This is a genomic window from Methylococcales bacterium (genome assembly GCA_030949405.1).
Lineage (GTDB): Bacteria > Pseudomonadota > Gammaproteobacteria > Methylococcales > Methylomonadaceae > WTBX01.
This window is the reverse complement of the sequence record JAUZSN010000002.1, coordinates 2399687-2425485: the sequence shown is the minus strand read 5'-3', so window position 1 is coordinate 2425485 and position 25799 is coordinate 2399687. Positions and strand designations below refer to the sequence as shown.

Sequence of the window (25799 nt, the reverse complement as noted above, 5' to 3'; positions counted from 1 at the left end):
TTCTTAGTCCATTGTTATAGTATCGATAGCATGTTATTCAATGCTTTTTTTGCTAATTTAGCTTGTTGTGGATCAACTTTAATTTGATTCACCACAACGCCTTTCACTAGATTTTCTAAAACCCACAACAAATGAGGGGGGTCGGTTCTAAACATCGTTGAACACATGCTTAACGTTGTTGACATAAAATGAACATTTTTCCCCTCTGCTTTACACTCATTATGCAGCCGATTAACTAAATTTAACTCGGTCGCCACCAGCCAACGGCTGTTTGCAGGGGCCTCACGAACAATTTTTAATATAGTCTCAGTTGACCCGATATAATCCGCTTTTTGACACACGTCAAAACAGGCTTCAGGATGAGCAATAACCTTTGTTTCAGGATAACGGATTAAAAATTCATCAATATGTTCAGGTTGAAAAACTTGATGTACCGAACAATAGCCTTTCCATAAAATCATTTTGGCTTTTTTAATCTCGTCTGCGGTTAAACCGCCTAGGGGTTTATCAAAATCCCAAACGACCATTTCAGACAGTGGAATTCCCATTTGATAAGCAGACGTTCGCCCTAAATGCTGATCGGGAAAAAATAATATTTTATTTCGCTTAGAAAAACTCCATTCAAGAATTTTACCTGCATTTGATGAGGTACAGACAATGCCTTCATGCTGACCACAAAAAGCCTTTAAATCCGCTGCGGAGTTAATATAAGTAATCGGGGTTACTTCGTTTTCCACATCAATGACTTGGGCTAATTCATCCCAACACCGCTGAACATTCACTTTATTCGCCATATCCGCCATTGAACACCCTGCAGCCATATCAGGTAAAATAGCTTTTTGTTCAGGACGCGATAAAATATCAGCGACTTCGGCCATAAAATGCACCCCACAAAAAACAATATATTCAGCATCTGACTGCGCGGCTTCGCGTGATAATTTTAACGAGTCCCCTGAAATATCGGCATATTTAAAAACAGAATCACGTTGATAATGATGTCCTAAAATAATACAATGCGCCCCCAATTGTTCTTTGGCAGCAATAATACGCTTATCACATTCGTCATCGCTTAATAAGGCGTAATTTTGTATCGGTAGGGCGGTGGTTGTCATAGTTAAGTAACCTTATAAAATTTGATAAGTTTTTAAATTTAAATTTCGGGCGTTATTTTTACAGCCGCAAGCTGTAAGCAAATTTCTAATAATGTTTCCCAATTATCCCCCGTTTGCTGACCTTTAATTTGACGATCAGCTTTTGCACTCAGCATAAACGCGTGTTGCAAGTCTGTTAACTTTAAACGGGTTAAGGCTTGATTCATGTGTTGCTTACGTTTATCCCAAACTTGATATTTTCTAAAAATTTTTTCTTTATTAGCAGCCGTTTTAAGCTCTAAAAGACAACGACATTCACGACTTAAGGCCCATAAAACAATAGGGGCGACAATGCCTTCTGCTTGCAAGCCACGCAATATTTTTATCATCCGATTAACCCGGCCAGAGAGCATGGCTTCGGTTAAATTAAAAACATCAAAACGCGAACTATCCGCCACCACAGTTTGTACTTGTAAACGGGTTAATGAGCCTGAACCATAGAGAATATATAATTTTTCAATTTCTTGATTGGCCGCCAATAAGTTCCCCTCGACTCGTGAGGCGAGTAGTTGAATGGTTTCGCGTTCAAGTTGTAAGCCTCGTTTTGAGAGCCGTTGCTGTAACCAATGGAGTAAATCTTGTCCCGTCAGAGGCCAAATTTGTACGACAACCCCTAGTTTTTCAATCGCTTTAACCCAACGTGATTTTAAAGAAGCGGCGGATAATTTAGCCGTACTAATAAGTAGTAACGTGTTATCAATGGGGTGCTGACAATATTCAGTGATTATTTTTGAACCTTCTGCGCCAAATTTACCTGAGGGAACCCTTAAATCAATAATTTTTTTATCAGCAAAAATTGATAGGTTATCCGTAGCATCTTTAATTTGATTCCAGTTAAAATTACCTTCAACTGAAAATATTTCACGGTCTAAATAGGCGATTTTTTTCGCTATGAGGCGAATTTTATCGGTCGCTTCTGCGACTTGTAACGGTTCATCCCCTGTAACCAAATAGATGGGTTTTAAGCCCTTATTTAAGTCCGCCTTTAATTGCGTTAAATTTAAACGCATTTTAATCCGTTCCCTTTTTTTTAAGCTCGTTTAGTTTACTTTTTTTGGAGATGATTTTTTGGCTATTTTCCATCGCTATTCGAGCGCGGATGAGAATAGAGCGTGAGGCTTGACTGTACATTTCATTACGAATTAATTGCTCTTCATTCGTTTGAGCAAGGACATCAACTTGATCATTAAAATAACTACGCTGACTTTGTACTCGTTGATTAGCAAGGAGTACCGCCCCCGTAGAATCATGAATTGAAAAAATTAAGCTATAAATTAATTCAAATTGATTGGCTTTTCCTAAAGAACTCACGGATAGCACGCGAGTTCGCATTTCCTCGCGAAGTATTTTAATAAGAACCCCCGCCTCTTTAGGTGATGGAACTAATTGCCCTTTAGAAAATTTTAAGGCTTTTCTCACTTCATCACGTAATGGCCCCGAAGCATTTTCTAAATATAAATTTTCCATTCCCTCGGGTAATTCAACCGCCCCTCGTAACTGATAGCCACAAGCGGTGAGAAATAAAAAAAGGATTAAAAAAAAACTCGGTTTTGTTTGCATAAGCTTTAGACAATTTAGAAGACGGGGACAGGCGATAATTGTAACGGATTTTTAAAAATATCACCCAAATACTCTGGAGGATAAGCATGAATTTAATCGTCTACCTTAGGTGATGGTTCATAATTAGGACGATGTTTAATGAGGTTTAAGAATAAAAAACCAGCCCCGATAAGGAGGGATGTATAGGTTAGAAAATAACCTATTAAGGAAAACCATAAATCAGACTCTACTAAGGACGAAGGGCTTAAAAAGATCGGTAAAATACCGTTAACAGCCCAAGGTTGGTGGGTTATTTCACTGATAACGAGTGCTACGGCATACGTAAGCCATGATAAAGGTAAGCTATAAAGGCTTAGTTTGAGTAACCAAGGTTGATACGATTTGATGATGACGCTGAAAATCATGGCACAAATAAAAATAATTAAACTGATAAATTGACTGATCAGCATCAGTTTAAAGACCTTTGAGGGATAAACGTTTGTTGGAACAGCAAATTGAGCGGCTAATTCAACCTGTTTTTCGGTCGCCTTTAAAATGTCATCAAGAGAGCGTTTCAGCAATAAACCATAACCGAGGTCTTTTTTATAGCGATTAAATTCCACTAATATTTTTGGGTCAGAATCAGTATCGCGTAGTTGGTCTAGTAACTGATGCGCCTTAATACCATTATGAATTCTTTGGCGATTAGTTTCGAGTAATTGGGTCAATTGTTCCGTGGTATAGGGTTTATTCTCAACATTTTTGCCATAGCCGAAAGTGATGACTAATAAAAGGGCAACTAAGCCAAGACTGGCTGCAAACTTAAATGATGAGTGTGCAAATTCTACTTTTTGTTTATTTAATAAGTAATAAGCACTAATCGCTAAAACAAAGGTAGCCGTTAGCAGATAAGCGATGACCAGTGTTTGAAATAAAGGCCCGCTAAGGGGTATATTTCCGATTAACTCACTAAATTGGCTGAATTCCATTCGCATGGTTTCATGATTAAAGGTAGACGCTATGGGGGTTTGCATCCAGCTACTTTCCAGTAATAGCCACGATACGGATATAAGTGAACTTAAAGTGACTAACCAAGTAATCAATAAATGCTGTCCTTTCGTTAACCTATCCCACCCTAAAATAAATAAGCCGATGAACGTTGCTTCTAAAAATAATAGAATGACTCGTTCTATTATAAAAGCTGAGCCTAAAATATCGCCGATATAATAGGCTAAATAGGACTCATTTTTACCCAGTTGAAGCGCGGTCATTAGACTCGTTATCAAGCTTAGTACAAAACTAACCGCTAAAAGTTCCCCCCAAAAACGGGTCATTTCCTTATAAACTATCCGTCCTGTAAGCAGATAAATAGTTTCCATGATCGCGACCATGAGCGATAATCCTAAAACTAAAGGAAGAAATAAAAAATTAGACAACGAGCTAAGTGCAAATTGCCAATGCGTAAGCTCAATAACGCTTTCTGAAATCATAGTTATCCTTAATACGCCTTAGCCTACCAACGTAAACGGGTAAAAAAGAGGAAATATTAGCATTCTTAGTGTTCCATTTACAATGCTTTATCTGAAAGCGGTTAGAAAGGGCGTTGAGTAACGGAGAAAAACACCGTGTCGATAAAAATATTTTATTGACAAAACAAGAGCTTAATTATTTTTTAACCGATTCGGTTTGAAAAAAAATAGTTTAAAAATAGCCAAAATTAAATTCCTGCTATAGAATACACAAATCCAATAGCACATCAGAAATGCCTCGGTGGCGAAATTGGTAGACGCACGGGACTTAAAATCCCGCGGTGGCAACACCGTGCCGGTTCGATTCCGGCCTGAGGCACCACTATTTAAAATCACTCATCAGTGACTTCAAAGGTTAACAACGTAGGGCATTAAGTGTATGCCTTCCGCTAATAACGTAACCTTAATCATAATTCCTTTTTTTTAAACCATTACGTCTTGCAACATGCAAGGGAATACTCATGGTTACATTCATATTATGTTGTTTACTGAGTTCAATTAAAACAGTCACATAGCCGCCTAGCAACATATAATCAATAATTATTCCTGAAAATGGGTTTTCCCGATCGCCTTTTGATACTTGATAGCGACGGTGTAAAATCACATCGGTAGCAGGGATCATCCAGCAAATTTTTTCACCTATGACGTAATCGGGTTGATAGCTAACTTCGACTATTTCACCATGCCATGATAATAAACTTATTTTTGTCTGCGGGTTATGAGCAATGACTTCAGCTGTAAAAATATTTTGTTGATCCATTAATTTAGCAACTTGCGCATTAACTGGGGACGTGGCTACCGCCATAGGGGTTCCTGATTGCAAGCTAACCCCATGATGTAATAAACAGACTCGATCGGCTAATAAGTTGGCCTCATCTAAATCATGGGTCACTAAAATAATTGGCATGGCTAATGTGTTGCGCAATTCAATTAATTCCCTATATAAACGTCGCCGTGTTACTTGGTCTACGGCTGAAAATGGCTCGTCAAGCAACAAAACTTTGGGGTCTCTCGCTAATGCTCTAGCTACCGCAACGCGCTGTTGTTGTCCCCCTGATAACTGCATAGGGTAACGTTTTTCTAAGCCTTTTAAATGAACCTTCTTTAATAAAGACTGGGCTGTTTTAAGCCGTTGTTTTTTAGGTAAATGGCCCAAGGCTACGGCTACATTTTCTTGTGCCGAAAAATGAGGAAATAAGGCATAATTTTGAAATACGAGTCCAACCGCTCTTTGATACGTAGGCATATTAATGGCATTAGCTGTATCCAGCCAACGTTGTTGCTGACACTCAATATAGCCGTATTGAGAAGAATATAGACCTGCAATCGCGCGTAAAACGGTGCTTTTACCGCTTCCAGACGGGCCAATTAAGGCCAAGACTTCATTATTTTGACAGTTAAGCGTAATGTCTAACTTAATTGAATGGGTTTGTTTTAATCGAACTTTAATGCCTAGTTCATTCATAATGACGTTTATGACGCTCAGTAATTAAATAAGTAAAACTAATAGCAAGCACTGAAAAAATTAATAAAAAGGCGGACATGGTTGCTGCGGCTTGATTATCAAATGCTTGAACACGGTCATAAATAGCAATAGCAATCGTTTTTGTTTCGGTGGGAATATTTCCACCCACCATTAGCACAACCCCAAATTCACCGAGTGTATGTGCAAATGTCATCACCATTGCAGACACAATACCTGTCCACGCCAGTGGGAGTTCAATTTTCAATAACACCTTGATGGGGGGCATTCCGCAACAGGCTCCCGCTTCTCTAACCTCTCTAGGAATGGATTCAAAAGCACGTTGTATCGGGTGTATTGCAAAAGGGAGGTTAAAAATAATAGAGGCGATTACCAAGCCCTCAAAGCTAAAAACTAACGTTTGTCCAAAGAATAGATCCAGATAATGCCCTAAGACGGATGAGCTGTCTAAAAAAACCAATAAATAATAACCTAATACGGTTGGCGGTAGGATGAGTGGGATCGCAAGCACGGCTTGCAATAAGCTTTTGCCATAAAACTGTTGATACGCTAAATAACGCCCCATGATAATACCCACAGGTAATAAACATAAAACCGTAATGGCACTTAATTTAATGGATAATGATAACGCTTCCCAGTCCATAGTTAGCTTAAGGGGATGAAAAGCCGTGTTTTTCAAAAATAGCACGGGCTTTCGGTTGCTGTAAGTAATGATAAAAAGCCTTTGCTGTCGCCCCTGCCTTTTTTAATAAAACCATTCTTGCCAATAAAGGTTGATGCAATGAAGAAGGCAATAAAATATAACTTCCTTGTTGTTTTTCTTGCATTTTCAGTGCAAAAGAGTAGGCAAAAATTCCCCCTTGAACAACCGAATGACGACTAAATTGAGCGGCTTGGGCAACATTTTCACCTAAAACTAATTTTTTTTGTATTTTTTGCCATAGACCTAATTTTTGCAACACTTGTTTTGCTGCACGACCATAAGGGGCATGATCTGGATTAGCAATAGCAAACCGTTTTAATCGTCCCTCTTTCAAAGCTAAAGCCACATCGACTAACTGCTTATCTTTTTTTAACGATGAATTTTCCATCGTAAATAAAACTAATCGTCCTTGTGCATACTGAATGCCTTTATCTAAGGTTAGCCCTGCTCGATACAAATCTAAAACATAGTTTTCATCAGCGGAAATAAATAACTCAAAAGGGCTATTATAATGAATTTGTCGCATTAAATTTCCTGAAGAGCTAAAGCTAAGCTTAATTTTTAAATTATAATCGGTTGTAAAGGCGTGACTAATTTCTTCAAGTGCAAATTTAACACTTGAGGCGGCTGCGATAACAGGACTCTCTTGTGAAAAAAGAGAGGGGCTAATAAGTATTAATAGGGTACTTATAAAAAACTTTATCTGCTTAAAGGTCATGAGTTACAAAATATAAAATAGCTGGAATCAAGAATACAGTCCCATTATAAGCCTCTAGGTTGAATTAGCCCGCTAATCTAAAAATTATCTATGCTATAATGGAGAAATTTTCAGTTACTTTAAAGGTTTTTGTTTGTGGCTAATATCAATCCTCGTAAAGCTATCATGACGGTTTTTTCTTCTCCTACTTGTGCAATGAGTCATTGTGCGCGTTTAGTTATTCATGAAAAAGGCGTTGTCGCTGATATTGAATATTATGACCCTAATGAGCCGCCTAGTGATTTACTTAAGATCAATCCTACAGCCGCGTCGCCGACGCTAGTTGAGCGTGATTTAGTTTTATATGATTCACGTATTATTATGGAATATTTAGATGAGCGATTTCCTCATCCGCCTTTACATCAAATGGATCCTGTTTCTCGTGCAACGGCTAGAATGCTCATTAAACGTATTGACCAAGACTGGTATCATTTGCTGGACGAGATGTTAAATTCAGGCGAAAAAAAAATCAGCGCGAGCTAAAAAGAAATTAAAAGAAAGTTTAAAGTCTGCCGCTCCTGTTTTTGAAGTGAAGCCTTATTTTATGAATGATGAATATTCATTAGTTGATTGTGCCTTAGCTCCATTATTATGGCGTTTACCTAGTTTAGGGATCGACTTAGGTTTACTTGATAACAGTATTCAGCAGTATGCAAATCGGATATTTTCACGAGAAGCTTTTCAAGAAAGTTTGAGCCCCAGAAGAAAAAGACATGGCAAGAGCCCCTAAATGACACCGTTAAAACCCTATTTAATTCGCGGACTTTATGATTGGATTCTTGATAATGAGATGACACCTTATTTACTGGTTAATGCCGAGCATCCTGATGCCAGATTACCCGAGGAATTTATTGAAAATAATCAAATTGTTTTAAATATTCGCCCCGCAGCCATTCAAAACTTATCGTTAGGGGATGATGATATTGAATTTCATGCGCGGTTTTCAGGACAACCTATGCATGTTGTGGCCCCTGTTAGTGCTATTTTAGCTATCTATGCACAGGAAAATGGTCAGGGAATGGTTTTTGAACCTAGTGACGAACCCGATGATGATTCATTTTCTGAAGATAAAAAACCTAGTGTTAAACGGCCTCAATTACGAATTGTTAAATAACCTTAACTCAATCGATTGAAGGGTATTTTTTTTAGAGTGAAAGAACACATTCTTTCACTCTATTTATAGAGTGGTAATACTATTTTTTACTCGGACTGTATAATGTTGAAACATTATTGCTATTTTTGGGAGCAGAAGAAATTTTTGCAACGCCTTGCTTTTTAACTTGATCAATACGAATGACTTCATGAAGCGGAATAAATGTACGACTAACCCCTTCAAACTCATTTCTTAATTTTTCTTCACTCGGATCAATTAAAAGCGCGCTTTTTTCACCAAAAATAAATTCTTCGATGATAACAAAGCCGTACATATCACCCTCATAAACATTTTTAGCATAAATTTCATAAATCTCATCACGGTTAAAAAAAATGATTCTATAAATATCTTTTTCTGACATCTTGGCGCTGCTCTTTTAGTTATAATAATCTGTATTTTACGCGTATTATCTCAAAAACCTAACCTAAAACAATTATAATGACATACACAATTTATTTATCAGGTGAAATCCACAGTGATTGGCGAGATCAAATTAAACAAGAGATTGTTAATAGGCAACTGGACATAGAAATTTTAACACCGGTTACGCATCACGATCAAAGTGATAATGTGGGTATTGAAATTTTAGGAAATGAAGAAAATTCTTTCTGGAAGGATCATAAGGGAGCAAAGATAAATAGCTTGCGAACAAATCATCATATTAGTCGTGCTGACTTAGTTGTTATACGTTTTGGGGATAAATATAAACAATGGAATGCTGCATTTGATGCAGGCTTAGCCGTTGGCAAAGGGATTCCTATTATTACCTTACATTCGTCTGAACTCATACATCCTTTAAAAGAAATTGATGCGGCTGCTATTGCTGTAGTGAAAACACCAAAGCAAGTTATTGACATTATAAGTTATATTTTGCAAGATTAATTTATTTTTCAACTAAAAACTTAGCCTGTTTTGGGTTTGGTTTGATAAGCCGCTCAACCTACACTATACTGATTAAACAGCTCGCGTAAAACTATTTAGGTCATTGCGAATGAAAAAAGAAAAAAATAAAGATAATTTACAACGAACAATGATTATGTATTTTATGCTCATTGTCTGTGCCGCGTTACTGGTTACCGTTGAATTTGTCTTTGATGTACAAAGTCCAGAGTTAAAAGAAACGTTATTGAAAAATTTCAAAAGTTTTTCAGTTAATACTTTAAGTAAACTGCAAGTGTTTGAACCGATGGAAGAGTTACGTAATAAATCGATCTTAATGATTGGAATTATTATGTATGTCACCATTATTGTCCTGATGATGTTAATTAAAAATATCACCGGCCCGTTACAGCACATGATTGATGTTTCCAAGGAAATTTCGGATGGAGATTTAACACAAACCATTACCATTGACTCGGGTAATGAGTTGTCTCAATTAGGGGGTGTTATTAACGAAATGGTGACTAATTTACAGGAAGTAACCATGATTGCTCAAAATATGAGTGAAACGGGTGAGCGTTGTATTAGCCATGTTAGAAAGTTGCTTGAAGATGATGTGAGGCATGCCGAAAAATCAGAAGAAATTCTCAAAGAGCTAGAACAGTTACAAGATGATTTTGATACCTTAAAGTTTTTTACCGAATGTTTTCAATTAAAAGGTGTCAATGGAGAATCAGATGATTGAATATTGGTATGTACTTCCCGTAGCCATTGTTATTTCAACCGCTGTTTCATCCGTAGGAATTGGGGGCGGTGTTTTATTAATGCCTTTCTTTTTAATTGCGATCAAACTAACCCCTGAAATTGCGGTTGTGACCTCACTGCTTATTCAAACAGCAGGAATGGGCTCTGCGAGCATCATTTGTATTAGACAAAAACGGGTTGATTTTAAATTAGCTCGATTGATTTTATATATTTCTTTTCCAGGGATTATTGGCGGGGCTTATCTTGCGAGCTTTTTAGAGTCCGATAAAATGCAATTAGTCTTAGGACTCTTAGTAATGACGACCGCATTTTTATTCGTTTCTTCTGAACAAAAATACAATGATTTAGGTCAAAATAAAGTAGATATGAAGGTCGCATCTCGTCACGCTTGGATTGCTTTTCCTGCCTCAGTGGCAAGTGGAATGTTAAGTACGAGCCTGAGTGAGTGGTTAATCCCTGTGATGCGAAGTAAACTTTCATTAAGTATGAGTAGTGCGATAGGAACGTGTCTGTTTTTAGCCTTTTGTGTTAGTTGTATTGGCGCACTCAGTCATATCGCTATGGGCGGAAATCCCAATTATGGGGTTGTGATGTGGGCAGTTCCTGGGGTCTTAATCGGGGGACAGTTAGGGTCAAGAATTACAAAAAAAATTAATGAACGACTTTTAAAAGAAGCTTTTATCTTTCTATTAACACTGGTGGGTATCCATTTAGTTTATAACTCATTCTAATAAAAAATAACGCTTGAGAGCTGATACTTTATGGGCTTAAGCCTTCAAAATACCCGCCCTCAAAACGTTTATAGTATTATTATTTTTAACGACCTTTAAATAGTACCTTATAATTGAGATAAATGAAAAGTGAAAAAACGTGTTTTTTACCCATATAAATAAAAAACAGGTGGACTCCGAGGTGAATTTGTACCTAGTGAGTTGGGCATAGTGGCCTAGAAAACAGCATTTCGTTTAGGTCTAATCGCTTTAGTTTGTTAGCATCTAATCAATTACTCCCCAATTCTTACCAGCCAGCCTTTTTCAGAGGGGCATTTTTTGGATGAAACGTCTACCATAATACGGGCAACCGTCCCTGTTAACTCTTTAGGTAAATGACCTTTGAAAAGATAAAAGTTTTTTTTATCTTCAGCGGTCACCGTGACTGGAATGTTCTTAACCGTAACGTTAACTTCTTTAGGGTTTTTAAGTCCTACAACCCAAAAAGAAAATTCAGATCCTGGTGAAACATTGGTTAAATGAGCGGGTTTTACTTGCCCAACCCCTTGGCTTTTGCACGCTGGGTTGTTAGATCGCCCTCGATTACCGTTGCTTCCATGATCCATAGCGGCTATTGCACTAGGCGTACTTAAAAACAGGGATACTAATGTAGAGATTAAAATAATTTTTTTCATGGGTTACCTTGTTAGAATAATTATAAATATTAAAAAGTCGTTAACGCTTAAATACTAATTAAGAATGGGGTGGATTTCAGTCTATTTCTTCGATAAATGTATTTTCAATGGGGGTTTGAATGTAATGTTTCTTATCATCCCAAAAATAATAATAGCCTTTTGGATTTGTGGTTACTTTGCCACTTTTAATCGTCCAACTTTTTTGCGTAGATCCATTGGCATAGGTAATTTTGTAATCACCATCTAAGTATTCAACCGCTTTTCTTGAAAATTGGTTTTGTTGGTCTTCAGTACATGCCGTTAATAATGTCAGCAGTGCAATTAATTTTAAAATTTTCATCATATTTATCGTTTGGTTTTATATAAACTAAGGCATTTTTATAACTGGTCTTTAACACGTTGGTAAATATCATTCGTTATACCATCAATGCCCTCTAATAAATCATCTAACTCGGATAAAACTGCCTCGGTAAAGGTTTTATCTTTTATATTACCAGTATTAATATAAATAGTCAGTGCCGCACTTTTTAAACCTGCATAAGCCGACATAACGCCTACGCCAGCATCACTAATAACGTTTAGGCTTCCTTTATCAGCGGCTATTTTATTCAAAGCAATCGCATGAGCACACGCCCGAACACATTTTAAAGGAACTAAAGTCGCCTCTTTTAAAACACCTTGAATCGCTTCACTCCGTTTTAATTTTTCTTCATCTGTTTTTTTCGGCAAGCGATAACATGCCATGATACGGTCAAATACCTCAACATCCTCTTTTATCATGATGGTTAATTCTTCTCGCAACTTCTCTGATTTTACGAGTAACGCTTTCATTTCTAGGTCAACGGCGGCATACTTTGCTTTACCAATGGTTAGGTGACAAACCATACTGGTTAATGCGGCCGATTGCGCGCCCATCAACGCGGCGGCACTTCCCCCACCTGGCGTTGCCGCTTTACTGGCTAATTCATCTAAAAAAACTTCAATTGATTTATCTTTTATTTCCATAAGTATTTTAAATTTAACACGTCCCAACGTCGATTAATTTAGCTCATTGGTTACGTGTAGTTAAGGTAATAAGCTAGGCCAAAATTTTACACAAATTATAAAACTTTAGCTATTAATTTAAGCTAAAATAAAGCGCGATAAACTAGCTTGTTTTTATTCTGCTATTGACTTAACGTTGACAGAAATTTTAAACACGCTAGGATAATCGTCTCAATACTCATTAAGTCAATCGAAACTGATGCAAAATGCTATCGTTCCTATCTTAGGCTTTGCAGCTGCAAGTGGTACAGGAAAAACAACCCTCTTAACCCAATTAATCCCTTTATTAACTCAACATGGTTTTCGTGTGGGTCTGATTAAACACAGTCATCACAAGTTTGAAATTGATAAACCAGGGAAAGATAGTTATCGCTTACGAAAAGCGGGGGCTTCGCCTGTGATGTTAATCTCATCCCATCGCCGCGCCATTATTACTGAATTCGATCATGTTATCGAACCTATTTTGGATGAGCAATTGAAATCTTTTGATCAATCTGAATTAGATTTAATTTTAGTTGAAGGTTTTAAAGCCGAAAATTTTCCAAAAATTGAGTTACATCGCCAAGTATTAGATTACCCGCCTCGTTACCCTAATGATAATACCATTATTGCACTTGCCAGTGATGTTACGCTTTCCTTGCCTAAGCCTTTAGTTTTACTTAACCTTAATAACCCACTAATGATAGCTAATTTTATAATACAGCGGTTTTTATCATGAAAGATCGTTGCTTTTCAAAAACAAATTTATTAACCCGAGTACAGGCTTTAGATACGATTTTACAGTCTCTTAATCCCCTTAAAGGCACGGAACAACAGTCATTAAAAAATGCCTTGGGACGTGTTTTAGCTGAATCGGTTTATTCCCCTATTAATATTCCTCCCGAACGTAATGCCGCAATGGATGGCTATGCTTTTTCAAGGCATGAAATAAAGCAGAATCAGCCCTTTAGTTTAAATCAAGTCGGAATTTCATGGGCAGGTAAACCGTTTAAGGGGTCATTAGCGGCGGGAGAATGTGTACGTATTTTTACAGGAGCGGTGGTGCCTAAAACGGTGGATACTGTTATCATGCAAGAGCGGGTAAAAGCGGTCAATGATACGATTAACTTCCCGAAAGACTGCGTGCCTTTAGATAATATTCGCCAAATGGGTGAGGATATTCAACAACACGCGTGTTTATTAGCCGCAGGGAAAAAACTAACCGCTGTCGATCTAGGTTTATTAGCCTCTGCAGGCATTCATAGTGTCACGCTTAGACGTAAATTACGAGTGGCTTATTTTTCGACAGGCGATGAGTTAGTTACCCTTGGGCAGCCTTTACAATCAGGTCAAATTTATGACAGTAATCGTTATCTGCTTCATGGTTTATTAACGGATGCCATTCTTGATGTGGTCGATAAAGGTGTTATTGCGGATGATAAAAATTTATTAGAACAAACACTGTATTCTGCGGCAAAAAATTATGATGTCATTATCACCACAGGCGGGGCTTCTGTCGGGGATGCCGATTACATTAAGGAAATATTAGAAAAAATCGGTCAGGTTAATTTTTGGAAGGTTGCAATGAAACCTGGAAAGCCCGTTGCTTTTGGCCATATTAATGACTGTGTTTTCTTTGGTTTACCGGGTAATCCTGTTTCAGTGGTCGCAACCTTTGATCAATTGGTAAAGCCTGCGTTAGGAAAATTAAGTGGGCTTCAATCGCTTACGCCTTTAAAAATATCGGCACGCTGTGATTGCTCACTCAAAAAACTAAAAGGACGTGAAGAATATCAACGGGGAATTTTACAACAACAGTCCGATGAGTCGTTTATAGTGACATCAGCAGGTGGGCAGGAATCCAATATTTTAAGCGCGATGAGTCGGGCTAATTGTTATATTGTTCTTCCTGCGGACAACACAGGCGTTCAAAAAGGAGACACGGTTTGGGTGCAACCGTTTGATCATTATATTTAAAAAAAGCCGCTTTAATGGCGGCTTTTTAAAATTTACGAGAGAAACTTAGATATAACCGTTTTCTATCACGGGTAAAACCCAGTATTGAATCCCCGATCCTGAAAATTCAATGTTCAATTTTTCTAATAAAATGGATAGGTCTTGTTGCGGAATATACATTTGAAAGCGAATTTTCTGTTGTTGCCCTGTCACTTGCTCGGCTAATGATAAGTTTTGATGTTTATGGTCATGCGCATTAATTCCAATACTACTAAAACCATGTTCAGATTCAAAGGTGAGTAAACAATCGACCATCAACTCTTCTAACATCGGCGGAACATTTAAGGTCACTAAAAACTGTTGTGAATTCATGTTATGCTCTCTTTTTTAGAAAAAATTTGATATAAAATGGGGAGTAAAATTAACGTCAAAAACGTCGAAGAGATTAAACCGCCAATCACCACAATGGCTAACGGTTTTTGAATTTCAGACCCTGGCCCTGTGGCAAATAAAAGTGGTAATAAGCCAAAAGCGGTTAAACTGGCGGTCATTAACACGGGGCGTAATCGTCGTATAGAGCCTAAGACAATCACTTTAGAAAGAGCCATACCCGTAGCACGTAGTTGATTATAATAACTCACCATCATGACCCCGTTTAAAACCGCAATGCCTAATAAAGCGATAAAGCCGACCGATGCGGGAACCGATAAATATTCGCCTGAATACCATAAAGCACAAACCCCGCCTATCATCGCTAATGGAATATTAGAGACAATTAAGGTGGCTTGTCGTACTGAGCCAAAGGTTGAAAATAACAGTAAAAAAATCAATCCTAATGAAATTGGAATCACCGTTAACAAACGATTAAAGGCGCGCTGTTGATTTTCAAATTCACCGCCAAAGGTGACCGAATATCCCGTTGGTAATTTAACGTCATTAGCAATCTTTGTTTGTGCTTCTTCCACAAATCCTCCTAAATCACGTCCTTTTACATTACTGGTGATAACGACAAAACGTTGCCCTCGTTCACGCTCAATCGCAACAACGCCTTCAACGCGCTCTAATTTTGCGACTGCAGTGATAGGAATATGTCCCCCATCAGGCAAGGTCACTTGCAGGCTTGAAAAATTTGAAATCTGACTCGCTCCTCTTACGACTAAAGGAATACGTTTAATCCCTTCTTGAACAATTCCAACATTTAAACCTTCAATTTGCGCCCGTAAAGTATTTTCTAAGACATTACTATCTAAGCCTAAACGTCCAGCGGCTTGTTTATTTAAAATTAATTGTAAAAACTGCATTCCATCATTTTTACTTGTAAGAACATCGCTCGCTCCATCAAGACTTTTTAATGTTGTTACAATTTCTTCCGCTTTTTGATTTAAAACGTCTAAATCTGAACCAAATAATTTTATGGCAACATCCCCACGGGTTCCTGTTAGCATTTCAGAAACACGCATTTCAATCGGTTGCGTAAACCCAAAGGCAATCCCCGGTATTTCGGCCATTACTTGACGAATTTTTTCAATCAACTCTTCTTTGGTTTCCATTCGCCATTCATTTTTTGGCTTTAAGACTAGAAAGGTATCGGTATCGTTTAAACTCATCGGATCAAGTCCGAGTTCATCCGTTCCTACGCGTGCAATGACACTTTTAATCTCAGGAATATGTTTCAACAAACTTTTTTGAACTTGTCCATCTAAAGCGATAGATTCTTCTAAGCTAATGGAGGGTAACTTTTCAAGTTGAACGATAATGTCGCCTTCATCCATTGTTGGCATGAACGTACCGCCTATTTGAGTAAAAAGGCCGATTGAAATCGCAAATAAAAAGGCCGTGATTACAAAAACTTTTTTACTGTGTTTTAAGCAAAGTAATAATAAGGGTTGATAAATTTTTTGAATTTGACGGGGAAGCCACGGCTCATCCGCCGATACTTTTTTTAAAAAATAGGAAGCGAAAACAGGAATAATGGATAATGATAATAAAACTGAGGCACTGAGTGCAAAAATAATGGTTAAGGCAACGGGGGTGAATAATTTTCCCTCTAATCCTTGTAAGGTGATTAATGGAAAAAAGACAATAATAATAATCAGCGTCCCCGAGGTAACGGGAATCGCGACTTCACGCGTTGCACGGTAAATAATATGTAGCCGAGGTAAGCGTTCACTTTTTTCTTTATCGGATAAATGACTAATAATATTTTCAACGACGACCACCGAGCCATCCACCAGCATCCCAATGGCAATGGCCAACCCACCTAAACTCATTAAATTTAACGACATATTCATCATCTTCATTAAAATAAAGGTGATTAAGGTCGCTAAAGGAAGTGAAAATGCAACCGTTAACGCCGCGCGTAAATCCCCTAAAAATATAATGAGCAAAACCACCACTAAAATAATGGCTATAATCATTGCATTAGAGATTCCTTCAACGGCTTGTGTAACTAAATTGCCGCGATTATAAAATGTTTCAATACTCACGCCATCAGGTAAGCTTTTGCTAATATCAGCCAGCTTTATTTTAATATCATTGACAATTTGTTGAGCATTTGCGCCCCGTAAACTTAACACTAACCCTGTAACTGCCTCCCCTTTTCCATCTTTACTAACGGCCCCATAACGGGTTAATCCCCCGAGTTTTACATCGGCTATGTCGCCCACCGTGACCGGGGTTCCATGACTGTATTTAACCACAATAGCCTTAATATCAGCGATCGTTTTAATGCGGCCTTCGATGCGTACAATTAAGGTTTCTTCACCTTCATTTAACCGACCAGCCCCGTCATTACGGTTATTATTTTTTAACGCCTCAATTAATTGATCGATTGCAATATTTCGAGCAATCATTCGTGTATTATTAGGATTGACAATGAAACTTTTAACTAACCCACCTAAGGAATTAACATCGGCAACCCCTTTAACGGTGCGTAAAATAGGACGAATAACCCAATCTAAGAGTTCACGCCGTTGCATTAAATCTAAGTCCCCGCCCTCAATGGAAAACATAAATATTTCCCCCAATGGCGTGGTCATCGGCGCAATTCCGCCCGAAACTCCTTCAGGTAAATCTCCCCAAATACTATTTAAACGTTCAGCAACTTGTTGCCTCGCCCAATAAATATCAGTCCCTTCTTCAAAATCAATCGTTATATCCGTTAGTGCATATTTTGCTAATGAACGTAACATCGTTTGTTTAGGAATCCCTAATAATTCAACTTCAATGGGCGCGGTAATACGTGATTCTATTTCTTCGGGAGTCATTCCTGATAATTTAACAATGACTTTAACCTGAGTCGGTGAAACCTCAGGAAAAGCATCAATCGGAATTTTTTTAAAGGCGTAATAACCCCCGCCTATGAGCAAGCCGACAAATAATAAAATTAATATTCGTTGCGTTAGTGCAAAGCGAATTAAATAAGACATTATTCTTCACTCCCAAGTCCTACCCAGTTTGCTTTTAATGCAACAGCCCCTCTTAAGGCTATTTTCTCAGTCCCTGTTAATTCACTGGTAATAATAGAAACTTTTTTCTTTTGACCTATTACAGTTACAGGTCTAACTAAAAATCCTGAGTCTATTTGTACAAAAATATAAGCTTTCCCTTTATGTTGAGCAATGGCAACATTAGGAACTTCAAAGGCTACTTGTTTACTATTATGCTGAATATGGACATTGACATTTTGACCGACTCTAAGCGACGAATTTTTAGTCTCAATAATCGCTCTTGCCAGTACCGATTGATTATTGACATTAACACGATGCGTTAGCAATGTAATTTTGGCACGAATGGGACTTTTATTAATGATTATGCGGTCACCGACTTTAACTATATCGGCTTGTTCTTGAGGAATATTAATTTCCAACCATAATTGATTTAAATTGGCAATTCGATAGATAGGTGCAAGCATATCTAAACGCTGACCCACAACAGCCATTTTTTCTAAAATAACCCCTGTCGCAGGGGCATAAATATTAAGTTTACTGCTTAGACGTTGCGTTTTAGATAACTGTTTAATATCGTGTTCGGGCATCCCTGCAATCATTAATAATTGTTGTATTGCATTCACTTCAATCTTTTCGCCACCATAACGCGCTTGCGTTTCTTGTAAACGTTTGTTAGGAATAATCCCCCCATTTAACAATTTTTTATCGCGTTGAAAACTAACCCAAGCTACTTGTTTTTTGCTGATTGCATGAAGGTATTCCCGCTGTAACGCAAGGAGTTCTGGGCTATTTATTTGTGCTAATAATTGACCTTTTTTTACATGATCGCCCTCTGTTTTATTCAGTTGTTGAATCAAACCTGCTTGTGAACTACTCACAATATATTCTTGATCGGGTGGAATTGCCACTTTAGCTGGAGCGGTTAATAAGGGAATACTTTTAACCTTTATTAATGCCCCCACTTTAATCCCTAAATTATAACGCTGTAATTTAGAAAGTTTTATTTGGTTATTATCGGCATTAATATTAAAACTAAGCAGTACAAAAAAAATAAAGAGAATTTGTTTCATGGCTGTACTCCTACAATTTGATTATATAAGGCAATATTACGTTGAAGCATCACTTTATGTTCTTTTGCATGACGTAAGGCATTGGTATTTTTTGTTTGAATTTTTAATAAATCCATTAAATTTATTTCGCCTTCTGAAAAACCAAATTGAGCCATTTTTAAATGTTTATTAGAAATTTGTTTTAATTCATTTGCCATCATTAGCTCGGCTCGATTGACTTCAAGTTGATGATTAATTTCATGCAGATCAGCGGTTAATTTTCGGTATAGATGTTCACGTCGAGTGATTATTTTTGTTAATTTAATATTAACTGATGCAATTTTAGGGGCTAAATAGGCGGCTCCGCCAAAAGGAATAGAAATAGTAAGACTTAGGCTTTCTATATCATCATTAGCACGTGAACCGCGTTCGCTTTTCCCCCCTAGTGTTATTAGGGGTTGTCCTGATCCTTTCGATTCAACCCAGTTAAGATTTGCTTTTTCACGTTCAATCAAGGTGTTCATAACCTGTAATGCGGGATGATGCTCCACAGTATCTAGTGTACTCTGAGTTTCAGTATAATTCGCAGGGACTTGATTTGATTGTGTTAAGGTGAAATAACGCTCACGAGCGTGCATCATCTCAGCCTGAGCTTGTACAAATAAGGTTCTTTTTTCTAAATGATCGCTTTGTGCTAACAATAAATCAAACTCGGCTAAATCACCCAGTTCCACACGGTGTTTTATTTTATCTAACAGTTTTTCTGAAATTTCTAAGGTAATTTTAGCTTGTTGATAACGTATATCTTCTAAACTCATATCCCATAAAGCAAGACGAATTAATCCTGCAACTTTAAGTCTAAGTGCCTGTTGTTGTTTATCAATGGTCGCATTAGCTTTATCAGCAAGGGCTAATCCTGCTGAACGTTGTCCCCAATTCCAAAGCGACAGCCCTAATTCGGTTTCAAGTTCCCGAAGCCCCGTATTATCAGCGAGTAAATCATCCTGATAACGAAAAGAAACACTTGGGGCGGCACTTAACCACTGGCTGCCACGCCGTCTTAAGGCATCAACTTCTTTTATTAAGGCTTGATTTAAACGCTGGTCAGGGTATTTTTTTAACGTTAAATCAATAAGATCTGACAAGGATAAATCGTGTTTGATTTCAATAGGATCTACATGTTTTACAATCGTATTTTCATTAGCACCGACTAAAGTGTTAACCAATAATAATGCGGAAAAGTATGTAATACGGCGGATGCCATACATAAAATAACTCCAATATAAATTTATCAATGAACTGAGTAGATAGGTTAAAAAATAAGTCAGGTATAGCCTTAACTGTTATTTAAATAGTTATCAAAATATCGGGCTACCAGCTTAAAGCGGGACACTATGGAACGCCATTTTAATAATACCCGAAACTACACATTGGTTTACGCAATAAAACATATAAATCATGAAGAACATGAAGTTTTAATGATTTTTCTTCATGAACTTCATGTTCTTCATGGTAAAAATATATTTTAAGTTTCGGGTATTATTTAGTTCTCATTCCTATGGAGCGAGACTTAACCTCAACGTGTCCCGTCTTAAGTGAGTAGTCCAAAATTTTTAAATATTTATACTCTTGATAACACGCTTTAGATTAAAGCTATAGCGAAACAGACTAGATAATTAACTTAATTTTAAATTTTTATGATCCCTATAAAATTTAAGCACCTAGGTGAAAAATCTCATCTATTAGTTTTATTAAAATAGACGATAATTTACTTTAATAAATGCATAAAAATACATCTAAAAAGCCGTCAAAAGGAATTAAATATAGGGTATAAACGCTAAGAAAAAGCGTATAAAGGAGGTGCTCGCGGAGATTGCAAGCTAATTACAAAATTATTTATAAAGAGGACATGTTGAGGCGAAAAAATAATTTCGTAATAAAACAAGGGCTGTTTTATTATAGAAAAACTTTGTTGAGGGGGGAGCGAGGAATAATGACCAAGGTTAATGTTATTATGTTTAATACCATGACTAATACTAACAATCATATGGTGATGATTAAACTTATGATTACCTGATTGATGTTTTTCATCTTGAAAATAGTTCGAGCTATTTTCATTTAAGGTTTCAAGACCATGTTGATGAAAACCTTCTAAAATACCAGAATTACCTGAATGTGCATGTACTAAGGGTGCTACAAATTGTAACAACACTAATATTAATACGATGAGCTTCTTCAATCCAAAAATCATCTATACAATACTATACTAATTAAGTTAAATTTTCAATAATTTTAACATTTTATTAATAATGACGGGTTCTAAAAAAGGGAATTAAACGACAAATATTTAATTCCCTTTAATAATTAATGTTTAAGTCTTTTATTTAGACTTCAAATTCTTCTATTTTACGACCAGACGCTATTAATGCTAATAACCAATTAGGTTTTCTACCTCGTCCTGACCAACCCTGAGAAGGTTCGTCTGGGTTTCTGTATCTAATCGTAGGCATTCTTCTGGGTGGCGACAATAAAACTTCATCTAAAACAACCCCTGATTCATTCGCCAAGACGGCTACTTTTTCAAGAAATTCATTTTTATCTTGTTCCTTACGTCTTTCTATTGCATCATTAAGGGTTATTAAAAAGCCTTGTAATGCTTTTGTCGGAATAACAACTAAATCATCAACAGTGATTTTATTTAACTCTGAAATTTTCATATTTTCATTTATTTAGGTTAGAAATTAAAACTCATACATATTTAATGTTAAAAAATAAGGCTACCAATTTAAGACGGGACATCCAGCAATTTCAAAGGGTTAGAAAACACACGCTTTCGACTATTTCTAGGAAGCGGTAACTCGCCCATTTCATTCAGTAGCCATGAAAACAAGTCTGGAAACTCGGTATCAAATAAACGCATGGCGGCGGTTGTGCCATCCTCACGTTTGATTCCGTAGTTATGAATGACCGTCAACGCGTTTAATCGCTTTTTATTCAAACCTCGCCCATTGCGATACATTTGCGATAAACAGCCATTTCGCCCTTCCACCGCAGATGAACTGCGTTGAAACTGCCTTGCCATATGCTCCGCCAATGTTAGCCATCGCTGCATTTCACTGATTGATAACTTTGCACTAAATGGGTCTGATTTGAGCTTATCAGACGCGGTTTCCCAAGCTTTTCGATAGTTTTCCTTTGACCTGCGGCTTTTAGTTTGTTCCATTTTCTGATGCCAATAAACAACGGGTAATAATGTTGTGGTCAACCAATATTCGGTATCCGCATCAAGCCCCAAATTTTGCAAGGTTTCGCGTACCCAAAGCCACCAAAAACTGATGGATACCGCTAACGGTTTTATTTGATTACGAAACTTTTTCATCACGCCTTTATGATCGTTAATCCCTTGTTTTTCCGCTATTTTTCAAAGGCTCGCGCTCTTAACTCTAGCAACTTCTCAACCTGTTCCGCATCGTTTCTACGACTATCATTGAGTGAAAAAGGATGAACTTCATCCGCAATCCCTTGTAAGTTTTCGTGATAATCTGTTTGTATTTTTTGGCTTCTTCAAGCTCTTTTTCAGCCGTTATCCGTGTTGTTTTAAGTCCAATAATTTTCTGCATCGTTGCCGTTTTAGAAACAGTAGACTCTGCGGTTTGCGCTGCTTGCCGCTGTTTTTCAGCCCTTGCTGCACGCCTGCCGATTTTCGCGCCTAACCAGCGACTCATATCTTGTTGAGCATGAAAAATATCTGCCCCCGATTCGCACTTAAACCCCGTCACTGCCATTTTTATCAACGCCTTAGCGCGATCACTAATCGCATGATTAACCTCAATGCCTAATGATTCTAATCGTGGCGAAACCTTTTTATACCAAGTATCGTAGCACCTATCATCGCTAATATCTTCCAACAAAAGATAGCCAGAACGTAAGTCCATTAAAACTAAAATCATAAAGTTGCCGAAAAAGTCTCATCCAGCCCAGCAACAACTTTACGTGTTTGTTTTTTCACACTTTTTCGCATTCTTGCTGAAACTGCGGCAATAAGACTTCCATTTTATTGATTTGAGTCCGCAGTGCGTCGGGTGATACGCCCACATGGGTGTCAATCCGTATCATTTTAAAAAACAGCGATAAAGTCTCTGCACCTACGCCTGCCTTTAATCCAAAGACATACAAGGCGGAAAACACCATTAATCTTTGCCAAGAACTACCTGCCTCGGTTTCCCATAATGATGATTCAGGATGTCGATTTCGCTTTGTTTGCGCTTGACGATGACGATGCACACTGCTTTTTGAGCGACCAACAATTGAAGCTAAGTTACGAACAGTTTGCTTGCCTGTTGTTGTAATTTCAGCGATAATTGCGTGACTAGCTGCGCGTATTTTCTGTGTTGTTCTGTTTTTTTAGTCATTAACCTATGATACAAGAATATCGCAGTTAGTTCTTTATTTTGTCCCGTCTTAAGTTGGTAGCCAAAAATAACATTTTTTATTTAATGCGATTAACACTTGTATGATAATAGTATTTATCTAAATCTTCAATACCTTCTTTAATATTTTAATTTAAAAGGTTATTTTTAATAATTAAGGAGGCTATAATTTTTAAGCCTGTTTAGAGTTTAATAATGCAATAAAGAATGAATTTCATAATTTTTTAATTTATCACGACCCTTTAAAGCGTCAAGTTCAATCACAAAAGTACACGCTTCCACGGTCGCCCCTAAAGATTCAATTAACTCACAACTTGCTTTTGCGGTTCCCCCAGTGGCTAATAAGTCATCAATAAGTAAAACCCGATCCCCTTTTTCTACGGCATCAACATGTACTTCTAAGGTAGCGGAACCATACTCTAAGTCATAAGAAATACTCTGCACGTCATGAGGGAGTTTTCCAGGTTTTCTAAGAGGAATAAATCCCACCCCTAATTCCCATGCAGCTAAGGAACCGAAAATAAATCCTCTCGCTTCCATTCCTGCAACAGCCGTAATTTTTCGACCTAAAAAAGGATGTATTAGTTGATGAATTGAAATTTTTAAGGCCGCTGGATTTTTTACCAATGGGCTAATATCTTTAAAAATAATACCTGGTTTAGGAAAATCTGGAATATCTCTAATGTGATCTTTTAATCGTTGCATATTATTTATAGTTTAAAGTTTTAAAGGGGGGGTTATTTTAGCGAGTTTTTTACTATTTATCATTAAATAGGTTTTAATTAAACGAATGATACCCCAATAAAGCATCGTCTATATCAATTAAATCAATTGTTTATATAAATAAAATTCAAATTATGATTATAGAACGGTTAAAAATAGCTATTTTATTCTTTATCAAATTCATGTAATCTTTCTATTCAGCAAATTATTGCGTGTTTACATTTTTGGAAACTATTTTATATGAAACCTCTTTATCCTGAAATTTCACCTTATAATACTTTTTTTTTGAAAACAAAAAGTCAACATTCTGTTTATATTGAAGAATCGGGTACTATTGAGGGCATTCCTGTTATTTTTTTACATGGTGGCCCTTGTTCAGGAACAAAACCTAATCATCGACGTTTTTTTGATCCTAAAAAGTATCGTATCATTTTGATGGATCAGCGAGGCTGTGGGCAATCGACCCCTTATGGTGAAATAGATAATAATACGACGGCTGATTTAATTGACGATATAGAATTATTACGAAAGCAATTAACTATTGAAAAATGGTTGTTATTTGGGGGTTCTTGGGGCGGGACACTTGCTTTATTATATGCTCAAACTTACCCCCAACATGTATCAGCAATGATTATTCGAGGTATTTTTCTAGCGCGAAGAAAAGATTTAGATTGGTTTGTAAATGGCGGAGTGGGTAATATTTACCCTGAATGTTGGCAGAACTTAGTGGCGAGCATTCCTGAGGAAGATAGAAGCAATTTAGTAGCGGGGTTATGTTCTGCTTTAGGGGCAGAAAATGAATTACGTCAACGGCGGGTCGCTAAAGCTTGGATGGCTTGGGGCGCGCAAGTTGCTTTAGGTGATGCGTATGAAAAAGGCGGTGAAATTGAACATATTACCGAAAAAATACTTCAACAAGTTCAAATGGAATTACACTATGCAAAAAATAACTATTTTATAGATGAAAATCAGATTTTAGAACACTGTCAAAAATTAACCTCCATTCCAAGTATTATTATTCATGGACGTTATGATCTAGTTTGTCCTATGGAATCTGCACTGTCCTTACATCATGCGTTACCTCATGCACAATATTTTGTATTGGCTCATTCAGGACATATCGCTCAAGGGGATGAAATGGTTGATGCGTTAATAGCTGCGACAAATAACATGGCAAATATACTTGAATATTCATGATAAAAAAACGGTTAATTATTGGTATGACGGGGGCAACAGGAGCCATTTATGGCGTACGATTATTACAGGTTCTAGCCGATTTTAATGATTGGGAGACTCATTTAGTTATTTCTAGCGCAGGATTAGTTAATCTTAAATATGAACTAGGAATGGATAAATCCATGGTTTATAAGTTGGCTGATAAAACGCATGGTATTCATGACATAGCCTCTGCGATTGCCAGTGGTTCGTTTAAAACAGAAGGCATGATTATTGCGCCCTGCTCAATGAAAACGTTAGCAGCGGTTGCGCATGGTTTTGGGGATAATTTAATTTCACGCGCAGCGGATGTGGCATTAAAAGAACGGCGGCGTGTTATTATTATGCCACGGGAAACCCCCCTAAACTTAGCTCATATTCGTAATATGGCAGCGGTCACCGAAATGGGCGCGATTGTTTTTCCTCCAATGCCTGCTTTTTACACTAAATCAGATTCAATTGCGGCAATGGTTGACGAAGGTGTCGGGCGTATTTTAGATTTTTTTGATATTAAAACAGAGGGTTTATATCAGCCTTGGGAGGGGTTATAAAAATTTAATAATCAACTCCTTATTTCATATTTAAATTCA

General features: G+C 37.2%; 29 protein-coding genes, 1 tRNA gene and 1 pseudogene. 10 read left to right on the top strand and 21 right to left on the bottom strand.

Annotation, left to right across the window (positions count from 1 at the left end):
• Positions 1–14: 14 nt before the first annotated feature.
• The 4 genes from nadA to Q9M50_12495 all read right to left on the bottom strand — a co-directional run bounded on the left by nadA (position 15) and on the right by Q9M50_12495 (position 4180).
• Positions 15–1112, bottom strand: a complete 1098-nt coding sequence (gene nadA / locus Q9M50_12510; protein ID MDQ7091433.1) for a quinolinate synthase NadA — start codon at positions 1110–1112, stop codon at positions 15–17.
• Between the two features lie 38 nt (positions 1113–1150).
• Positions 1151–2161 carry a DNA polymerase III subunit delta gene (gene holA / locus Q9M50_12505; protein ID MDQ7091432.1) on the bottom strand — a complete coding sequence of 337 codons (1011 nt, stop codon included), beginning with the start codon at positions 2159–2161 and terminating at the stop codon, positions 1151–1153.
• 1 nt (position 2162) lies between these two features.
• Positions 2163–2711, bottom strand: a complete 549-nt coding sequence (locus Q9M50_12500; GenBank protein MDQ7091431.1) for a hypothetical protein — start codon at positions 2709–2711, stop codon at positions 2163–2165.
• Between the two features lie 92 nt (positions 2712–2803).
• Entirely contained in the window at positions 2804–4180 is a 1377-nt protein-coding gene (locus Q9M50_12495) for a cytochrome ubiquinol oxidase subunit I (protein ID MDQ7091430.1), read from the bottom strand.
• 274 nt (positions 4181–4454) lie between these two features.
• Between Q9M50_12495 and Q9M50_12490 the strand changes: the two genes are divergently transcribed.
• Positions 4455–4541 (top strand) — tRNA-Leu (locus tag Q9M50_12490).
• Positions 4542–4622: 81 nt separating this feature from the next.
• On the opposite strand, the gene Q9M50_12485 is transcribed toward Q9M50_12490, so the two are convergent.
• From Q9M50_12485 to modA, 3 genes are read right to left on the bottom strand one after another with little or no spacing between them, the layout of a single operon-like run.
• Positions 4623–5684 carry an ABC transporter ATP-binding protein gene (locus tag Q9M50_12485; GenBank protein ID MDQ7091429.1) on the bottom strand — a complete coding sequence of 354 codons (1062 nt, stop codon included), beginning with the start codon at positions 5682–5684 and terminating at the stop codon, positions 4623–4625.
• Positions 5677–6345: a molybdate ABC transporter permease subunit gene (gene modB, locus Q9M50_12480; GenBank protein ID MDQ7091428.1), complete on the bottom strand. Its 669-nt coding sequence runs from the start codon at positions 6343–6345 to the stop codon at positions 5677–5679. Before modB ends, Q9M50_12485 begins: the two co-directional genes overlap by 8 nt.
• 7 nt (positions 6346–6352) lie before the next feature.
• On the bottom strand, positions 6353–7123 hold the full coding sequence (gene modA / locus Q9M50_12475; protein ID MDQ7091427.1) for a molybdate ABC transporter substrate-binding protein: 771 nt from the start codon (positions 7121–7123) through the stop codon (positions 6353–6355).
• 195 nt (positions 7124–7318) lie between these two features.
• Here modA and Q9M50_12470 point away from each other — a divergent pair.
• A pseudogene (locus Q9M50_12470) lies at positions 7319–7896 on the top strand (glutathione S-transferase N-terminal domain-containing protein).
• Positions 7893–8276, top strand: coding sequence for a ClpXP protease specificity-enhancing factor (locus Q9M50_12465; GenBank protein ID MDQ7091426.1), 384 nt, complete (start codon positions 7893–7895; stop codon positions 8274–8276). The pseudogene Q9M50_12470 and the gene Q9M50_12465 overlap by 4 nt, the downstream one beginning before the upstream one ends.
• A 79-nt stretch (positions 8277–8355) precedes the next feature.
• Here the strand turns inward: Q9M50_12465 and Q9M50_12460 are convergent, their stop codons facing one another.
• Positions 8356–8676: a DUF1820 family protein gene (locus Q9M50_12460; GenBank protein ID MDQ7091425.1), complete on the bottom strand. Its 321-nt coding sequence runs from the start codon at positions 8674–8676 to the stop codon at positions 8356–8358.
• A 77-nt stretch (positions 8677–8753) separates the two neighbouring features.
• Here Q9M50_12460 and Q9M50_12455 point away from each other — a divergent pair, with 77 nt between their 5' ends.
• The 3 genes from Q9M50_12455 to Q9M50_12445 all read left to right on the top strand — a co-directional run bounded on the left by Q9M50_12455 (position 8754) and on the right by Q9M50_12445 (position 10690).
• Entirely contained in the window at positions 8754–9197 is a 444-nt protein-coding gene (locus Q9M50_12455) for a YtoQ family protein (protein ID MDQ7091424.1), read from the top strand.
• A 109-nt stretch (positions 9198–9306) separates the two neighbouring features.
• The gene (locus Q9M50_12450) at positions 9307–9939 is read left to right on the top strand and encodes a HAMP domain-containing protein (GenBank protein MDQ7091423.1); all 633 of its coding nucleotides are present in this window, start codon (positions 9307–9309) and stop codon (positions 9937–9939) included.
• The gene (locus Q9M50_12445) at positions 9932–10690 is read left to right on the top strand and encodes a sulfite exporter TauE/SafE family protein (protein ID MDQ7091422.1); all 759 of its coding nucleotides are present in this window, start codon (positions 9932–9934) and stop codon (positions 10688–10690) included. The genes Q9M50_12450 and Q9M50_12445 overlap by 8 nt, the downstream gene beginning before the upstream one ends.
• A 272-nt stretch (positions 10691–10962) precedes the next feature.
• Here Q9M50_12445 and Q9M50_12440 read toward each other — a convergent pair whose 3' ends face one another.
• The 3 genes from Q9M50_12440 to Q9M50_12430 all read right to left on the bottom strand — a co-directional run bounded on the left by Q9M50_12440 (position 10963) and on the right by Q9M50_12430 (position 12369).
• Positions 10963–11364: a hypothetical protein gene (locus Q9M50_12440; GenBank protein MDQ7091421.1), complete on the bottom strand. Its 402-nt coding sequence runs from the start codon at positions 11362–11364 to the stop codon at positions 10963–10965.
• A gap of 76 nt (positions 11365–11440) precedes the next feature.
• A complete protein-coding gene (locus tag Q9M50_12435; protein ID MDQ7091420.1) occupies positions 11441–11707 on the bottom strand; it encodes a hypothetical protein in 267 nt (88 codons plus the stop codon).
• A 35-nt stretch (positions 11708–11742) separates the two neighbouring features.
• Complete coding sequence (locus Q9M50_12430; protein MDQ7091419.1) at positions 11743–12369, bottom strand: cyclodeaminase/cyclohydrolase family protein; 627 nt, start codon at positions 12367–12369, stop codon at positions 11743–11745.
• Positions 12370–12607: 238 nt separating this feature from the next.
• Here Q9M50_12430 and mobB point away from each other — a divergent pair, with 238 nt between their 5' ends.
• On the top strand, positions 12608–13126 hold the full coding sequence (mobB, locus tag Q9M50_12425) for a molybdopterin-guanine dinucleotide biosynthesis protein B (protein ID MDQ7091418.1): 519 nt from the start codon (positions 12608–12610) through the stop codon (positions 13124–13126).
• Positions 13123–14364: a molybdopterin molybdotransferase MoeA gene (locus tag Q9M50_12420; GenBank protein MDQ7091417.1), complete on the top strand. Its 1242-nt coding sequence runs from the start codon at positions 13123–13125 to the stop codon at positions 14362–14364. Before mobB ends, Q9M50_12420 begins: the two co-directional genes overlap by 4 nt.
• A 45-nt stretch (positions 14365–14409) precedes the next feature.
• Here the strand turns inward: Q9M50_12420 and Q9M50_12415 are convergent, their stop codons facing one another.
• The 10 genes from Q9M50_12415 to Q9M50_12370 all read right to left on the bottom strand — a co-directional run bounded on the left by Q9M50_12415 (position 14410) and on the right by Q9M50_12370 (position 23976).
• Entirely contained in the window at positions 14410–14715 is a 306-nt protein-coding gene (locus Q9M50_12415) for a DUF3240 family protein (protein ID MDQ7091416.1), read from the bottom strand.
• Entirely contained in the window at positions 14712–17771 is a 3060-nt protein-coding gene (locus Q9M50_12410; protein MDQ7091415.1) for a CusA/CzcA family heavy metal efflux RND transporter, read from the bottom strand. Before Q9M50_12410 ends, Q9M50_12415 begins: the two co-directional genes overlap by 4 nt.
• A complete protein-coding gene (locus Q9M50_12405) occupies positions 17771–18862 on the bottom strand; it encodes an efflux RND transporter periplasmic adaptor subunit (protein ID MDQ7091414.1) in 1092 nt (363 codons plus the stop codon). The genes Q9M50_12410 and Q9M50_12405 overlap by 1 nt, the downstream gene beginning before the upstream one ends.
• A complete protein-coding gene (locus Q9M50_12400) occupies positions 18859–20109 on the bottom strand; it encodes a TolC family protein (GenBank protein ID MDQ7091413.1) in 1251 nt (416 codons plus the stop codon). The genes Q9M50_12405 and Q9M50_12400 overlap by 4 nt, the downstream gene beginning before the upstream one ends.
• A gap of 569 nt (positions 20110–20678) precedes the next feature.
• Positions 20679–21092 carry a hypothetical protein gene (locus tag Q9M50_12395; protein ID MDQ7091412.1) on the bottom strand — a complete coding sequence of 138 codons (414 nt, stop codon included), beginning with the start codon at positions 21090–21092 and terminating at the stop codon, positions 20679–20681.
• 133 nt (positions 21093–21225) lie between these two features.
• Positions 21226–21558 (bottom strand): H-NS histone family protein, encoded by a 333-nt coding sequence (locus Q9M50_12390; GenBank protein MDQ7091411.1) that lies wholly within the window; start codon positions 21556–21558, stop codon positions 21226–21228.
• A 68-nt stretch (positions 21559–21626) separates the two neighbouring features.
• Complete coding sequence (locus tag Q9M50_12385) at positions 21627–22220, bottom strand: DUF6399 domain-containing protein (GenBank protein MDQ7091410.1); 594 nt, start codon at positions 22218–22220, stop codon at positions 21627–21629.
• Between the two features lie 64 nt (positions 22221–22284).
• Positions 22285–22791: a hypothetical protein gene (locus tag Q9M50_12380; protein ID MDQ7091409.1), complete on the bottom strand. Its 507-nt coding sequence runs from the start codon at positions 22789–22791 to the stop codon at positions 22285–22287.
• Between the two features lie 55 nt (positions 22792–22846).
• Positions 22847–23125, bottom strand: a complete 279-nt coding sequence (locus Q9M50_12375) for a hypothetical protein (protein ID MDQ7091408.1) — start codon at positions 23123–23125, stop codon at positions 22847–22849.
• 335 nt (positions 23126–23460) lie between these two features.
• On the bottom strand, positions 23461–23976 hold the full coding sequence (locus Q9M50_12370; GenBank protein ID MDQ7091407.1) for an adenine phosphoribosyltransferase: 516 nt from the start codon (positions 23974–23976) through the stop codon (positions 23461–23463).
• 258 nt (positions 23977–24234) lie between these two features.
• On the opposite strand from Q9M50_12370, the gene pip reads away from it, so the two are divergent.
• Complete coding sequence (pip, locus tag Q9M50_12365; protein ID MDQ7091406.1) at positions 24235–25191, top strand: prolyl aminopeptidase; 957 nt, start codon at positions 24235–24237, stop codon at positions 25189–25191.
• Positions 25188–25760 carry a UbiX family flavin prenyltransferase gene (locus Q9M50_12360; protein ID MDQ7091405.1) on the top strand — a complete coding sequence of 191 codons (573 nt, stop codon included), beginning with the start codon at positions 25188–25190 and terminating at the stop codon, positions 25758–25760. Before pip ends, Q9M50_12360 begins: the two co-directional genes overlap by 4 nt.
• The last annotated feature ends 39 nt before the right edge of the window (positions 25761–25799 follow it).